Below are 12,581 nucleotides of genomic sequence, written 5' to 3' on the forward strand. Positions count from 1 at the left end.
GCGGTCCGCGTTGGCCCAGTCGCCATCGTCCGCGAGCACTCCGCCTGCAGCGCCGGTCAGTCCTCGTCGGCGAGAAACTCCGCCAGAAGCTTCGACTGGCCCGCACGCAGGTGGTGAAGCAGCGTCGGGCCGGTGATATCGAGCGCCTCGGCGACCTCGGCGGCGCTGCTGCCCCGCGGCGACTCGAAGTAGTTGGCGTAGTACGCCGTCCGGAGCGCGTTCTCCTGCCGGTCGGTCAGCCGGTCGCTCAGCGCGTCCCGGAACTCCCGGGCGGTCGTGACCTCGCGTTCGCGCTCGCGCTTCGCCGTGACCGTCGCGTCGTGTGCCCGCGTGACCGTCTCGGCGATCCGGCGCACGTCTTCGTCGGGCGGGAGTTCGACGACTACCTCACCCTCGCCGTCCGCGAACGTGGCGGACTCGACGGTCACGCCGAGCGAGGTCAGCCGGCCCAGCAGCGTCTCCTCGGGGAGCGCGAGTTCGAGCGTGCCGGCGTCACCGTGGTCGTCGATGACCCGGACCGACCGGACGGCGTTCCGGTCGTCGAACGACCCCGCGACCGCCTCCGGGTCGCCGTCGCGGACGGCGAGGTAACACCGCAACCCGTCGGCCTGCGGGACGACGCCGTCGACCGATAGCTCGGCGTCGCCGGCGGCCGCGACGAGCGGTTCGTCCCCGTCCGTGACCGAGAGCGTCAGTTCGACGACGGAGTCCGACTGGAGCAGGGTCCGGTTCCGCGCCGCGTTCACCGCGAAGCCGGCCATCTCCCCGAGCGTGCCGAAACTCTCGCGCTCGCGCTCGGAGAAGGCGTCCTGGTCGGTCGTGTACACGCCGACGACGCCGTACACGCTCGCACCGTAGGTAAGCGGGATCGCGAGCAGCGACTGGAGCCCGTCGGCGAAGGCGGCCCGGCGCACGGGTTCGGGCACCGACTCGTCGGCACCGATCGGCTGGACGACGGTCGGCTCGCCGGTCTCGATCGCACGGCGCTCGGGCACGTCCGCGCCGCGCTCGACGGACGCCTCGATGCGTTCGAACGTCCGCCCGGTCTCGCCGGCGCTCGCCCGGACGACGATCTCGTCGGTACCGAGGTCGCGCTCGCCGACCCACGCGAACTCGTAGATGTCGGTCCGGCCGAGTCGCTCGCAGATCGTCGCCGCGATCGTCTCGCGGTCGGACGCGTCGACGAGTTCCGCCAGCACGTCGGCGATGAGGCGGTTGCTGATCGTCACCCGGTTCAGGTCGGCGTCGCGCTCCGCCAGCGTCCGCTCCGTCCGCTTCCGGTCGGTCACGTCGCGCAGGTACAGCGTCACTCCATCCCCGTGTGGTACGACCGTCACCGCGAGCCACGCCTCCAGGTCCGGGTAGTACTCCTCGACGGCCCGCTCTTCTTCCGGGGGCGTATCGAACGCCCGCGGTACGGTCGCCTCGACGGAATCGGGAAACACCGCCCCGACCGGCTCGCCGGCGACCGCCGACCCGTCGAGGTCCAGCAGGTCGGCGGCGGCGGGGTTGACGGCGCGCACGGTGCCGTCGGGGTCGCTCTCGACCATCCCGACGGGCGCGCGCTCGAAGCGATCGTCCATGGGTATCGGTCCGGACACGGGACAATCAGTCCTCCGGCTCGCTCCCTTCCGCCGGCTCGACGCCCCGGAACTCGACCCGCGTCCCGCCGTCGCGGCCCGTTGTCAGCCGCCGCGACCAGCCGTGCAGGTCGGCGATCCGGGCGACGATCGCTAGCCCGAGTCCGGTGCCGTGTTCGTCCGCGCTGTACCCCGGTTCGAACGCGCGCTCGCGCTCGTCTGCAGGCATCCCGACGCCGTCGTCCGCGACGTAGAACCCGTCGCCCTCGTCGAGCCACCCGATAGTGACGGTCAGGTCGTGGGCTTGGCCGTCCGCGGCTCCGTGTTCCACGCTGTCCTGCCGAGTTTGCGAGGCAGGACTCGTTGAGCCGTGCTCAACGGCGTTCCGGAAGAGGTTCTCGAAGAGGCGACTGACCCGGTCGGGGTCGGCGGTCGTCGTCGGGAGCGGGCAGTCGACGTGCAGCGTCGCGCGTCGCGTGTCGACCGTCTCCCAGGCTCGCTCCGCGACGGCACCGAGGTCGACTGGTTCGTCCGGTTCGACCACGTCCTCGCCCCGCGCGAGGGTGAGCACGTCCTCGATGATGCGCTCCATGCGGTCGTGGGCCTGCTCGACGTAGTCGAACTGCTCCGGTTCGTCGTGCTCGCGGCCGGCCCGGAGGCGGGTCTTCGCCACGTCGAGCGGATTCCGGAGGTCGTGGCTGACGACGCTCGCGACGTGGTCGACGGCGAGCGCTCCGTCGTCGGTACCCTCGCGTTCGACGAAGAGCAGGAGTCCCTCCCCGTCGCCTTCGGGCGGGAGGACCTGAACGCGATACGACCCGCCGCTCGCCGACTCCCCGTCGCCGACCGTCAGCGTTCCACCCTCGTCGAGCGCCCGGTCGGCGTCGCCGGCTTCGACCGCGATCCCGAGCGCGGCGAAGCAGTCCTCGACCGAGGCCCCCGTGTCGACGGGACCGAACTCGCGCTCGAAGGCGTCGTCGACGGCCCGGACCGTCGGCGTCCCGTCGACCGTGGCGTATCGACACACCGGCCCCGGATAGCGGTCTGCGGGGATCGACAACGGGTCGTCGCGTTCGTCCGTCATTCGTCGCTACCCACCCCGTCCCGTCCGCGTCGTCCGTGGCGGACCCGTCCGGGGTATGGTCGTCGGTCTGACTGCGTCATGTATCGGCCTTGGTCCGCCCCCGCCTTAGTATCGGAGTCTAGTAATCCAGACGGTCGGCGCGCTCACGCCCCCTGGTCGGGCACGGTCAGTCGGACCGTCGTCCCCCCGGACGTGTCGAACGAGAGGGTGCCGTTGAGCTTCGTCACGCTCCACTTGAGCAGCCACAGGCCGAGGCCGGTGCCGTGCTGGAGCGGGGTCTCCGTCTCGGCGTCGAGCGACCGAAGCTCCGAGTCGGGGATCCCCGGCCCGTCGTCGGCGACGGTTATCGCGTACCCGTCGCCGTCGGGCTCGACCGTCACCCTCACCGACTCGGTGGCGTGTTCGACGGCGTTCTCGACGGCGTTCCGGAGCGCCAGCCGCAGGGCCTCCCAGTCGGTGACGAGCGGCGCACGCTCCGGGAGGTCGACCGCGATCCGGTCGCAGTCGGTGGCTTCGACCAGCTCCCGGACGACCGCCGACAGGTCCGCCTCGCCCTTCCCGGCCGGTCGGGAGACGAGCTGGTCGATCTCCCGCGCCTTCGCGCTGAGGGTCGCCAGTTCGTCAGCCGACTCGTAGATCTCGGCGGCGAACTCGCCGTCGCTTCCCGCCTCGATGGCCTCCGCGTTCCCCTTGATCGCGTCGACCCGGTTCCGGAGGTTGTGCCGGAGCACGCGGTTCAGCACCTCCAGCCGCTGCTTCCGTAGCTCCCGGTCGGTCACGTCGCGCAGGCTGAGCAGGGTGCCGAGCTGTCGGCCGTGCTGGTCGGTAAACGCCGTCACCTGCGGGTCGAAGCGCCGGGTTCCGACCGCCGTCTCCAGTTCCACGGTCTCGGTCTCCCGCAGTTCGCCGACCGTCCGGCCGACCAGCGACGCGACCGGGCCGCCGAGCGGGCCGGTCGGGTCGACGTCCAGCCGTTCGGCGACGGTCTCGTTGATTTTGATCACCCGTCCCTCGCGGTCGACGACGACCACGAGGTCGTCGGTCTCCCGGGGGATGGCCTGCTCCCCGAGCGTCCCGGCGGCCGGCGTCGATTCGAACATCCCGAACCGGAACACCGACAGCACGAGTCCGACTACGGGCAGGATGAAGGCGAGTGCGTACACCGTGTAGACGGCCGCGTCGGGCGTCGCCCCGGACAGGATCCCGATGGAGTTCATCAGGACCAGCGGGGCCATCCCCGCGAGCGTCAGGTAGACGCCCTGCCACACGGACAGATGGCCGTACTCGTGGGACGTTCGCAACAGCTGGTAGCTGCCGACGGCGACGAGCGCGAACACGTACAGCAGCGCGAACGTTCCGAGGAGCTGGATGACGACGTTCTGGGCGCTGCTGGACTGCACCACGACGACCCCCACGATCCCGAGCACCGGCGCAGCGATCAGCGCGATCGTCCGGTGGCGGAACCGGGTGACTCGCCCGGTGTACTGGAGGGAGAACAGTATCCACGGGACCATCGAGACCACCCAGCCGGTGAGGGCGATATCCGTCCACATCGGGACGGCGTTGTGCTGTAACTCCGTTCCGCTCGTGAACGCGACAACCCCGCTGCTGATGGCCCCGGTACCGAGGACGAACGCCACCGTAGCGAACGCGTTCACCCCCGGCTCGTCCCACCGGCGATAGCAGTGAACGCCGAGCCAGCACAGCACGGCACCGGCCAGCAGAACCACGCCGACCAGTCCGTTCACCAGGGTGACCGCCATTGGTACACACGTCAACGACCAGCCACAATACTGCAACGGTTCTCGCTCGTGTTCGGGGGCCCCCATCGCGCCGGCCCGAGGCCGGCCGAACGGGCCGGTTCTTCATTGCTAGACACCCCGACGGACCGGATTCGGATAGCTAGCCTATGGATCCAGGGGGGTGGGGGTGCTCCGACCGTGTATGTCGACGCCGCAGCCGATCACGACCGACCGTTCCGACCCGACCGACGGGACGCCCGACGACGGCGAGACCGATCCGTCGGTGGGGACCGACGAACTGCTCGACCTGCTCGGGGACGACCACGCCCGCCGGGTCCTCCGCGAGGTTGCGGACGCTCCCCGGACCGGGCGGGAACTGGTGGCCACGGTCGACGCCTCGAAGTCGACCGTGTACCGTCGGCTCGAACGACTCGAGTCGGCAGGGCTCGTCGAGTCGACGCGGACCATAGACCCCGACGGGCACCACCGCAAGCAGTTCCACGCCGTCGACACGGTGCTCGAATTCGACCTCCGACAGAACGGCCTCTGTCTCTCGACCGGGGCGGACCGCCCGGACGACGGCGAGTCGGGTCCTGCGGTCGTTGCGGACGACTGACCGGCTCCGTTGGCGTCGTCGCCCCGCCCTCTCTCATCGGCTCTCGCGGCCGACGGTGTCGAACCGTTCGAACAGGCTGTCGGCGTCGTCGAGCAGGCGAGCCGCACGCTGTTTCAGCCGGTCCGCGCGGGCCGTGGCCTCCCGATACCCCTCGTGGTCCTCGCGCCGGTCGGCCGGGAGTTCGGCCTCGATGACGCGGCACTTCGCTTCGAGGCTGAAGTACTCACCGAGCGTCTCGTACCCGAGCGTCGTACACTGTTGTTCGACCGCGGCCCGCACGTCCTCGCGCTCGACCGGCTTGCAGAGGTAGTCGTCGAACGGCATGTCGAGCACGTCGAACCCCGGGTCGATGGCGGTCACCATGATCACCCGGCCCTCGAACCCGCGGTCGGAAAGGGCCGCGAGCACGTCGTCCCCCGACATCCCGGGCATGTGCCGGTCGAGGAGGACCACGTCGAAGTCCTCGCCGGCGACCGCATCGAGGGCGGCCTCGCCGCCGTAGACGGTGTCGACCGCACAGAGCCCGCGAAGGCGGAGGGCGTACGCGTCGGCGACCTGCTTCTCGTCGTCGACGACGAGGGCTCGCGGCAGCGGTTCGTCCGTCCGGTCTCCCATTTACGGGCAATACGACTCCGCAGTGACATAACATGATTGGTGTCCGGACGGGGCGGTGCCGAAAACCGCCGTTCCGGGGCGTGTCAGTTCGGGACACACGACCCGTACGCTAAACACCGTGTGCCCGGGAGACGGCGTATGGAACCCGTCGAAGCCACCGCCGACGACATCGACGCGCTCGTCGAGCGCTGGCACGCTCTCGCCGAGTCGGTGACGGAGTTCGCCGAACTGAACGAAGATCGAACCGCTGAACCCGGCGTGAGCGTCGCAAGCCCGCAACTCGAACCTACTCGACCGCTTCCCTGGTCTGCCAGCCGACTTCGCCGTCGGAACCGGGAATATGCAGTCGGGCGTACTGTGGCGGCGTCTCGTCCCCGGACCCGCCCGGCATGAACGAGAACGAGAGTCCGTCCTCGGCGAAGGTTTCGACTCGCGCCGTCAGCCTGACGGCGTTGCCGGCCGGTGCGGATACGAACGCCTCGTGTACTTCGGTCTCGGTGGATGGCACCACGCGTTCGAAGGTTGCGCTCGGTGAGTGGTCGACCGTCGTGACTCTCACCGAAAGGTCCGATTTGGACGTGTTGTACACCCACAGCGTTCCGGCCGGGTAGTTCGGACCGGGGACCTTCTCGTCGCCGTTCGACCTGAAAAGGCTGGTACAGCCACTCATCGTCGCTCCTGCGCTGACGCCGACCGCCGTCAGAACCCGTCGTCTGGAGGGCATGCCCGTTGTTTTATATCCCCGGCACATAATTTCGGCGGGAACCAATGGGGAACACCGTGCCGGCAGTGTTCGAGGAGGACGTACCGTGACCGACGACCAACTCCCGACTGAACACCTCTCGCCCCTCGCGAGGCTCGTCGACGAGGTGCTCGCGGGCGTCGGCTACGAGATGGCGGCCGCCACTGACGCGATCAACGACGCCGTCCCGGGCCACGGTGGGCTGTTCGACCCCGACACGTCGGCAGACGAGTTGCGCGGCGCGCTCGAACGGCTGCTCGCATCGGACCTCTCACCGCCGCCGGTCCCCGAGCAGTCGGGCGACGCGTTCGTCCTCTACGTCGACGGCAGTTCCCGCGGCAACCCCGGGCCCGCCGGCGCGGGCGCTGTGATCTTGACTGGCGGCGAGGACCAGCTGGCCCGTCTCGGCCGCCCCGTCGGCTCCCGGACGGGGAACAACACCGCCGAGTACGTCGCCCTGCAGCTTGGCCTCTCGGAACTGCTGACCCGGTACGATCCACACAGCCTCGAGGTGCGCATCGACTCGATGACGGTCATCCGGGATGTCTGGGGTGACGAGGATCCGACGGAGCCGGATGTCGCGCCGTACAGCGAGGCCGTCGCGACGGCACTGTCGAGCATTCCGGACCACCGGTACACCCATCTGGCCGACAGCGACCCGAACCCCGCCGACGCGCTGGCGACGGTCGGGGCCGACATCGCGGCGTTCGGCCCCGGATAGGAGAAACCCGGACGGCTCAACCGCTCACCTTCCACAAACAGTCAGCGCGCGTTTCACCTCGTCGGAAGTCGTCCCGAGCGTCTCGCTGGCGAGGGGCGCACATCTGGAGGGGCAACGTTTTTTCCCTCGCTCACCTGGCACCGTCCATGGACCTACAGGAGATCGAGGAACTCATCGAAGCGGGCGTCCCCGACGCCGAGGCCGAAGTGATCCAGCCCCGCGGCCCGGAGGACGACGACCACCTCGCCGCGCGCGTCGTCTCCCCGGCGTTCGAGGGGAAGTCACTGGTCGAACAGCACGAACTCGTCTACGACGCACTTGAGGGGCGCATGACCGAGGACATCCACGCGCTCGAACTGAAGACCTACACCCCCGATGACGCCCCCGTTTGAAGCGGTTTCGGGCGCACAACAGCGGTAGGCATTTGTCCGCGGGACCACTCCCCACAGGTATGGGATTCGAACCGTCCGCGGACCTCTCGCCGGAGGAAGCCAAGGAGCGCGTCGACACCGCAATCGAGGACAACGAGGTCGTCCTGTTCATGAAGGGGACCGAACTGATGCCCCAGTGCGGGTTCTCCCGCCGCGCGCTCGGCCTGATCGACCAGCACCGCGACGAGTACGAGACCGTCGACGTGCTCGAAGCGCTGGACGAGTACCGGGACGCGCTTGAGGAACACAGCGGCTGGGAGACGATCCCCCAGACCTACGTCGACGGCGAGTTCGTCGGCGGCAGCGACATCCTCGCGGAACTCGACGAGCGCGGGGAACTGGCCGCCGAACTGGACGCGTAGCGACGGTCAGTCCACGTACTCGTACCCCCACTCCGACAGCGTCGCGGCGATCGCTTCCGCGTCGGCCGTCGCGACCATCGCCTCCCGAACGTCAAGCTTCTTCAGGTCCTTCTCGCGGATCTCCAGCTCGTCGGCGACGGCGGCCATGATCTCGTCCTCCGTGGCCGAGTACTCGTCCCTGAGGAAGAACTGGTGGACGTTGTCCCGGTCCTCCTTGACCCGTGAGCGCCGCAGGACCCACGGGATCTCCGCTGCTGCGTCCTCGTCGTCCGAGCTGTCATCGGGATCATCGCCCGTTGTCGGCTCCTGTTCCCGCCGCGCCGACCCGTCGTTTCGGCTGTGTTCCCCGTCGCGGTCGGTCGTCGGTCGTCGGTCGACGTCGGACGCCTGTTCCTCGCCGTCGGCGTCGCTCTGGGGTTCGTCGTCCGTGTCGTCCGCGAACGGGTCGTCGCCGGCTCCGGACTTCATTCGAACTCACCCTCGATTCCGGCCGCGAGGTCGTCGTACTTCTCCAGGGTCTCCAGTTCGTACTCGCCGTTCGGGTCGCGCTCGTCCTCCAGCACGCCGTAGGCCGAGGTTCGAAAGTCCCACATGTGCTGCATCAGGCTCGCGCGCTCCCTGAACACGACCGGGAGGTCGAACTCCGACTCCTCCAGCTTCGACAACTGTGCCTCCTGGGTGTTCGTCCGCTTGAACCCCACCGGAACGACGCCGAGGACACCCACGTTGATCCCCACCTCGTCCTCCAGACCTGTCACGAGGTCGTCGAGGCCCTGAATGCTCAGCGCGCCCTTCCCGGAGAGTTCCACCGGCAGGAGCACGGACCGCGTCGCGAAGATGGCGTTGTTGAGCGCGTCGCCCGGCGTCGCCTGCGGGTCGCAGATGATCACGTCGTAATCCCCCGGTACGTCGTTTTCCCGCAACACCCGGAGCAACTGCTCGTGCTTCGGCCATTCGTACTCGTCCTCGGGGTGCATGTCCTCCTCGATCTCGGCGGCTTTCATCAGGTTCCGCGTCAGGTTTTCCAGCATGTTGTGGCTCGGGATCACGTCGACCCCCGCCTCGTCCGTCTCCCGGATCAGGTCCCGGAACTCGCCTTTCGGGCGACCGATGAGATGTCGGACGAGGTTGTCCGCGGTGCCGTCCGAGCGGTCGTCATCCACCTCGAACAGGTAGCTCAGACTCCCCTCCTGCGGGTCGAGGTCGATGCAGAGCACGTCCCGTCCGCGCCGAGCGTGCGCGACGGCGAGGTTCGCCGCCGTCGTCGTCTTCCCGACGCCGCCCGCCTCCGAGTACGTTGTGTAGGTGATCATGACCGGTCAGACTCACTGATGAGTCATAAAACATGGCCATACTTAGCAGTATCACTGAACAGTAACACTGTCTGGTGTAACTGAACAGTGTAATTGATTGGTAGATGTGGTGAGTCAAACTGTACAGCCCCACCCGGCAGTAACGCCGTTTAGACGGTTTAGATCGACTGCCTGAACCGACTGCGGTCTGTTGTCTGGGGAGTGTGATCGCTCAAGTTCACTGTGTAGTTGTGCCGTACAATTACACTGTTAAGTAACACTGGCTAACTACACTGAACAGTCACACTGGACAGTCATACTGAATCCATATACCGTTGGTGCGTTCCACGCCCTGCATGTCGCTCGGATCCGAACGTCGCCACGGACAACCTATACACACTATCTGTTCTCATTGTACACGAAAAGATTATACGCCGGCTCGTCGATCGTCAACGTGAGACAATGCCAGGGGACGTGTTCAGCGAGGACGAGTACGAGCGCCGGATCGAGCGGACGAAAGAGCGGATGCGCGAGGAGGACCTGGACGCGCTGGTCGTCTCCGACCCGGCGAACATGAACTACCTCTCGGGGTACGACGGCTGGTCGTTCTACGTCCATCAGGCGGTCGTCGTCACCGCCGAGCGCGACGAGCCGGTGTGGATCGGGCGCGGACAGGACGCCAACGGCGCACGGGCGACGACGTTCCTCTCGGAGGAGAGCATCTACGCCTACAGCGACGACCACGTCCACTCGCCGTACGACCTCCACCCGACTGACTACTTCGCCGAGGTGCTGGAGGCGCTGGACGTGGACGACGGCCGGATCGGCGTCGAGATGGACGCCTACTACTTCACCGCGAAGACGTACACCCGGCTCAAGTCGAACCTCCCCGAGGCCGAGTTCGAGGACGCGACGCTGCTGGTCAACTGGGTGCGCGCGATCAAGTCCGACGAGGAACTCGACTACATGCGGCAGGCGGCCCGCATCTCCGAGAACGCGATGGCCGCCGGATTGGACGCCGTCGGCGAGGGCGTCCCCGAGTACGAGGTCGCGGCGGAGATCTACGACGCGCTGATCCGGGGGACGGACGATTTCGGCGGTGACTACCCGTCGATCGTCCCGCTGATGCCCTCGGGCGACCACACCGGTACCCCCCACCTCACCTGGACCGACCGCCGGTTCGAGGAGGGCGACCCGGTGATCATCGAACTGTCGGGCTGTCGCCACCGGTACCACTCGCCGCTCGCCCGGACGACGTTCGTCGGCGACCCGCCCGAGAAACTGTCCGAGACCTCGGAGATCGTCGTGGAGGGCCTGAACGCGGCGATCGACGCGGTCGAACCGGGCGTCACCTGCGAGGAGGTCGAGGCGGCGTGGCGCGACGTGATCTCCAGCTACGGCATCGAGAAGGAGGAACGGATCGCGTACTCGATGGGACTCGGCTACCCACCGGACTGGGGCGAGCACACCGCGAGCGTCCGCCCCGGCGACACGACCGAACTACAGGAGGGCATGACGTTTCACATGATCCCCGGGATCTGGCAGGACGACGTGGGGACCGAACTCAGCGAGACGTTCCACGTCACCAGCGACGGCGCGGAGGTGCTCGCCGACTTCCCGCGGGAACTGTTCTCGACGCGGTAGGTGCCGCCGTCGGTCCCGACAACGCTTTTGTATGCGCATACGTATTCGAATACATGGCCGACACGACGATCCGGGTCTCGAACGAGACCAAGGAGCGACTGGCGATGCTGAAACGCGAGGGCGAGAGCTTCGAGGACGTCATCGTCAGGCTCACCGCCGACGAGAAGTGGACGGGCTTCGGCGCGCTCTCGGACGCGGACGGCGACCCGCGCGAGGGGATGGAGCGGATGCGCCGCGAGATGCGTGACGGCGTCGCGAACGACCTTGAGGACCAGGGGTCCTGAATGCTCGTCCTCGACAACAACCTCCTCAGCGACTACCTCGCCGGGAAGCCGGCCGCGGAGTCGTTCCTCCGTGAGTACGAACCCGACCCCTGGGCCGTCTCCGGAATCGTGGCGTACGAGGCGTACATGGGCTGTCTACACGGGTACATCGACGGCGACGTGTCGACGGTTCGGCAGGCGATCGGGTCGTCGATGGACGTACTGGACGTGACTGAACGGACGGCCGCGGAGGCCGTGGAGCTACAGCGGGAACTCCTGGACCGAGGCGTCCCGGCCGACCACCCCGACGCGCTCATCGCCGCCAGCGCCCGCGAGCACGGCGGCACGTTCGGCACCGCGGAGAAGCAGTTTCACCGGGACGATGTCCGCGAAGTGCTGTCGGTCGCGGCGTACGACCCCGACTGATCACCCGTCAGGTGCGACGACCAGGTTCTCCAGGTCACCGCCCTCGTCCAGCGCCGTGACGTTGCGCGCGACGATGTCGGCGAGGCGCTCCCAGTGTTTGGGCGTGTGGCCGCCGGTGTGAGGCGTGACGAGGCAGTTTTCCAGGTCCCAGAGCGGGTGGTCCGCCGGGAGCGGTTCGGGGTCGGTCACGTCCAGCGCCGCGCCGCGGATCTTGTTGGACTGCAGGGCGGCGACCAGCGCGTCGGTGTCGACGATGCCGCCGCGGGCGGCGTTGACGACGACGGCGTTCGGCGGCAGCGTCGCCAGTTCGGCCTCGCCGACGAGGCCGCGGGTCAGGTCGGTCAGCGGACAGGCGACCACGACGTACTCGCTCCGGGCGAACGCGTCGTGGACCGCGTCGCCGTCGAAGCCGACGACCTCGTCGGTCGGCCCGCCCTTCTCCGGGGAGTACCGGACGCCGATCGTGTCGACCTCGAACCCCTGGAGGCGCTGGGCGACGGCCTGCCCGATCGAGCCGAGGCCGACGATCGTGACGGTGCTGTCGGTGAACTCCGAGGACTGGAAGTGTCGCCACTCGCTGTTCTGCTTGCGCCGCCACCCCTCGTGAAGGCGGCGGGCAAAGACGAGCATGTTGCCGATGGCCTGCTCGGCGATGCCGGGCGCGTGGATGCCGCCGGCGTTCGTGACGGCGACGCCGTGGTCGGCCAGCGCCGCGGTCGGCACGTGGTCGGTCCCGGCGAAGGTGCAGGCGAACAGTTCGAGCCGGTCGGCCCGGTCGAGCAGTGCCTCGTCGAGGTCGATACCCGTCACGACGCGAGCGTGCTCGACCAGTTCCCGCTCTTCGGCCGGGGTCCGTGCCAGTCCGACCTCGCGGTCGGGCAGGCGCTTCCTGAGTTCCTCGGCGTACGATCCCATCGACAGTCCTTCCGTCCCCTCACGGAGGACGGCGATCTCGGGGGTGTCGTTCATCGATGTGTCTCCCGCGTCGGTGGACGCGGCTCGGCCGTGGGAACGCCCGACGGCCTCTTAGTCTTTTGTGTATCTGGTATTAACGAGTATTGTG

15 protein-coding genes are annotated in these 12,581 nt (G+C 68.1%); 7 read left to right on the forward strand and 8 right to left on the reverse strand.

The window, feature by feature from the left end; translation table 11 throughout:
- Positions 1-56: 56 nt before the first annotated feature.
- The 3 genes from D8896_RS15290 to D8896_RS15300 all read right to left on the reverse strand — a co-directional run bounded on the left by D8896_RS15290 (position 57) and on the right by D8896_RS15300 (position 4,427).
- Positions 57-1,583 carry a bacterio-opsin activator domain-containing protein gene (locus D8896_RS15290; RefSeq protein WP_121822987.1) on the reverse strand — a complete coding sequence of 509 codons (1,527 nt, stop codon included), beginning with the start codon at positions 1,581-1,583 and terminating at the stop codon, positions 57-59.
- A 25-nt stretch (positions 1,584-1,608) separates the two neighbouring features.
- Positions 1,609-2,664 carry a sensor histidine kinase gene (locus tag D8896_RS15295; protein WP_205596846.1) on the reverse strand — a complete coding sequence of 352 codons (1,056 nt, stop codon included), beginning with the start codon at positions 2,662-2,664 and terminating at the stop codon, positions 1,609-1,611.
- 143 nt (positions 2,665-2,807) lie between these two features.
- Positions 2,808-4,427, reverse strand: coding sequence for an ATP-binding protein (locus D8896_RS15300; RefSeq protein WP_162991594.1), 1,620 nt, complete (start codon positions 4,425-4,427; stop codon positions 2,808-2,810).
- 181 nt (positions 4,428-4,608) lie between these two features.
- Here D8896_RS15300 and D8896_RS15305 point away from each other — a divergent pair, with 181 nt between their 5' ends.
- A complete protein-coding gene (locus D8896_RS15305) occupies positions 4,609-5,022 on the forward strand; it encodes an ArsR/SmtB family transcription factor (protein WP_121822989.1) in 414 nt (137 codons plus the stop codon).
- A 33-nt stretch (positions 5,023-5,055) separates the two neighbouring features.
- Here the strand turns inward: D8896_RS15305 and D8896_RS15310 are convergent, their stop codons facing one another.
- Together D8896_RS15310 and D8896_RS15315 are read right to left on the reverse strand one after the other, a co-directional pair.
- Positions 5,056-5,637, reverse strand: a complete 582-nt coding sequence (locus D8896_RS15310) for a response regulator (RefSeq protein WP_121822990.1) — start codon at positions 5,635-5,637, stop codon at positions 5,056-5,058.
- Between the two features lie 286 nt (positions 5,638-5,923).
- Positions 5,924-6,361, reverse strand: a complete 438-nt coding sequence (locus D8896_RS15315; protein ID WP_162991595.1) for a hypothetical protein — start codon at positions 6,359-6,361, stop codon at positions 5,924-5,926.
- 85 nt (positions 6,362-6,446) lie between these two features.
- Here D8896_RS15315 and D8896_RS15320 point away from each other — a divergent pair, with 85 nt between their 5' ends.
- The 3 genes from D8896_RS15320 (at position 6,447) to D8896_RS15330 (ending at position 7,893) form a co-directional block, all read left to right on the forward strand.
- On the forward strand, positions 6,447-7,100 hold the full coding sequence (locus tag D8896_RS15320; protein ID WP_121822992.1) for a ribonuclease HI family protein: 654 nt from the start codon (positions 6,447-6,449) through the stop codon (positions 7,098-7,100).
- 146 nt (positions 7,101-7,246) lie between these two features.
- The gene (locus D8896_RS15325; protein WP_121822993.1) at positions 7,247-7,492 is read left to right on the forward strand and encodes a BolA family protein; all 246 of its coding nucleotides are present in this window, start codon (positions 7,247-7,249) and stop codon (positions 7,490-7,492) included.
- Positions 7,493-7,551: 59 nt separating this feature from the next.
- The gene (locus D8896_RS15330; RefSeq protein ID WP_121822994.1) at positions 7,552-7,893 is read left to right on the forward strand and encodes a glutaredoxin family protein; all 342 of its coding nucleotides are present in this window, start codon (positions 7,552-7,554) and stop codon (positions 7,891-7,893) included.
- Positions 7,894-7,899: 6 nt separating this feature from the next.
- Here the strand turns inward: D8896_RS15330 and D8896_RS15335 are convergent, their stop codons facing one another.
- Together D8896_RS15335 and D8896_RS15340 are read right to left on the reverse strand one after the other, a co-directional pair.
- Positions 7,900-8,361, reverse strand: a complete 462-nt coding sequence (locus tag D8896_RS15335; protein ID WP_121822995.1) for a hypothetical protein — start codon at positions 8,359-8,361, stop codon at positions 7,900-7,902.
- Positions 8,358-9,206, reverse strand: a complete 849-nt coding sequence (locus tag D8896_RS15340) for a ParA family protein (protein ID WP_121822996.1) — start codon at positions 9,204-9,206, stop codon at positions 8,358-8,360. The genes D8896_RS15335 and D8896_RS15340 overlap by 4 nt, the downstream gene beginning before the upstream one ends.
- 441 nt (positions 9,207-9,647) lie before the next feature.
- Between D8896_RS15340 and D8896_RS15345 the strand changes: the two genes are divergently transcribed.
- The 3 genes from D8896_RS15345 to D8896_RS15355 are packed head-to-tail and all read left to right on the forward strand — an operon-like array spanning position 9,648 to position 11,518.
- Positions 9,648-10,829: a M24 family metallopeptidase gene (locus D8896_RS15345; protein ID WP_121822997.1), complete on the forward strand. Its 1,182-nt coding sequence runs from the start codon at positions 9,648-9,650 to the stop codon at positions 10,827-10,829.
- 53 nt (positions 10,830-10,882) lie between these two features.
- Positions 10,883-11,113 carry an antitoxin VapB family protein gene (locus D8896_RS15350; RefSeq protein ID WP_121822998.1) on the forward strand — a complete coding sequence of 77 codons (231 nt, stop codon included), beginning with the start codon at positions 10,883-10,885 and terminating at the stop codon, positions 11,111-11,113.
- Complete coding sequence (locus D8896_RS15355) at positions 11,114-11,518, forward strand: PIN domain-containing protein (RefSeq protein ID WP_121822999.1); 405 nt, start codon at positions 11,114-11,116, stop codon at positions 11,516-11,518.
- Here D8896_RS15355 and D8896_RS15360 read toward each other — a convergent pair whose 3' ends face one another.
- Positions 11,519-12,487 carry a D-2-hydroxyacid dehydrogenase gene (locus D8896_RS15360; RefSeq protein ID WP_121823000.1) on the reverse strand — a complete coding sequence of 323 codons (969 nt, stop codon included), beginning with the start codon at positions 12,485-12,487 and terminating at the stop codon, positions 11,519-11,521. It abuts the gene before it with no gap.
- Between the last annotated feature and the right edge of the window lie 94 nt (positions 12,488-12,581).

Source organism: Halostella salina (assembly GCF_003675855.1).
GTDB classification, from domain to species: domain Archaea; phylum Halobacteriota; class Halobacteria; order Halobacteriales; family Natronoarchaeaceae; genus Halostella; species Halostella salina.

Excerpts from the sequence above, each read along its gene's own strand:
- D8896_RS15310 (WP_121822990.1), bottom strand. The coding sequence starts at position 5,637 with ATGGGAGACCGGACGGACGAACCGCTGCCGCGAGCCCTCGTCGTCGAC.
- D8896_RS15290 (WP_121822987.1), bottom strand. The coding sequence starts at position 1,583 with ATGGACGATCGCTTCGAGCGCGCGCCCGTCGGGATGGTCGAGAGCGAC.
- D8896_RS15300 (WP_162991594.1), bottom strand. The coding sequence starts at position 4,427 with ATGGCGGTCACCCTGGTGAACGGACTGGTCGGCGTGGTTCTGCTGGCC.
- D8896_RS15340 (WP_121822996.1), bottom strand. The coding sequence starts at position 9,206 with ATGATCACCTACACAACGTACTCGGAGGCGGGCGGCGTCGGGAAGACG.
- D8896_RS15355 (WP_121822999.1), top strand. The coding sequence starts at position 11,114 with ATGCTCGTCCTCGACAACAACCTCCTCAGCGACTACCTCGCCGGGAAG.
- D8896_RS15305 (WP_121822989.1), top strand. The coding sequence starts at position 4,609 with ATGTCGACGCCGCAGCCGATCACGACCGACCGTTCCGACCCGACCGAC.
- D8896_RS15360 (WP_121823000.1), bottom strand. The coding sequence starts at position 12,487 with ATGAACGACACCCCCGAGATCGCCGTCCTCCGTGAGGGGACGGAAGGA.
- D8896_RS15345 (WP_121822997.1), top strand. The coding sequence starts at position 9,648 with ATGCCAGGGGACGTGTTCAGCGAGGACGAGTACGAGCGCCGGATCGAG.
- D8896_RS15325 (WP_121822993.1), top strand. The coding sequence starts at position 7,247 with ATGGACCTACAGGAGATCGAGGAACTCATCGAAGCGGGCGTCCCCGAC.
- D8896_RS15335 (WP_121822995.1), bottom strand. The coding sequence starts at position 8,361 with ATGAAGTCCGGAGCCGGCGACGACCCGTTCGCGGACGACACGGACGAC.
- D8896_RS15330 (WP_121822994.1), top strand. The coding sequence starts at position 7,552 with ATGGGATTCGAACCGTCCGCGGACCTCTCGCCGGAGGAAGCCAAGGAG.
- D8896_RS15350 (WP_121822998.1), top strand. The coding sequence starts at position 10,883 with ATGGCCGACACGACGATCCGGGTCTCGAACGAGACCAAGGAGCGACTG.
- D8896_RS15295 (WP_205596846.1), bottom strand. The coding sequence starts at position 2,664 with ATGACGGACGAACGCGACGACCCGTTGTCGATCCCCGCAGACCGCTAT.
- D8896_RS15315 (WP_162991595.1), bottom strand. The coding sequence starts at position 6,361 with ATGCCCTCCAGACGACGGGTTCTGACGGCGGTCGGCGTCAGCGCAGGA.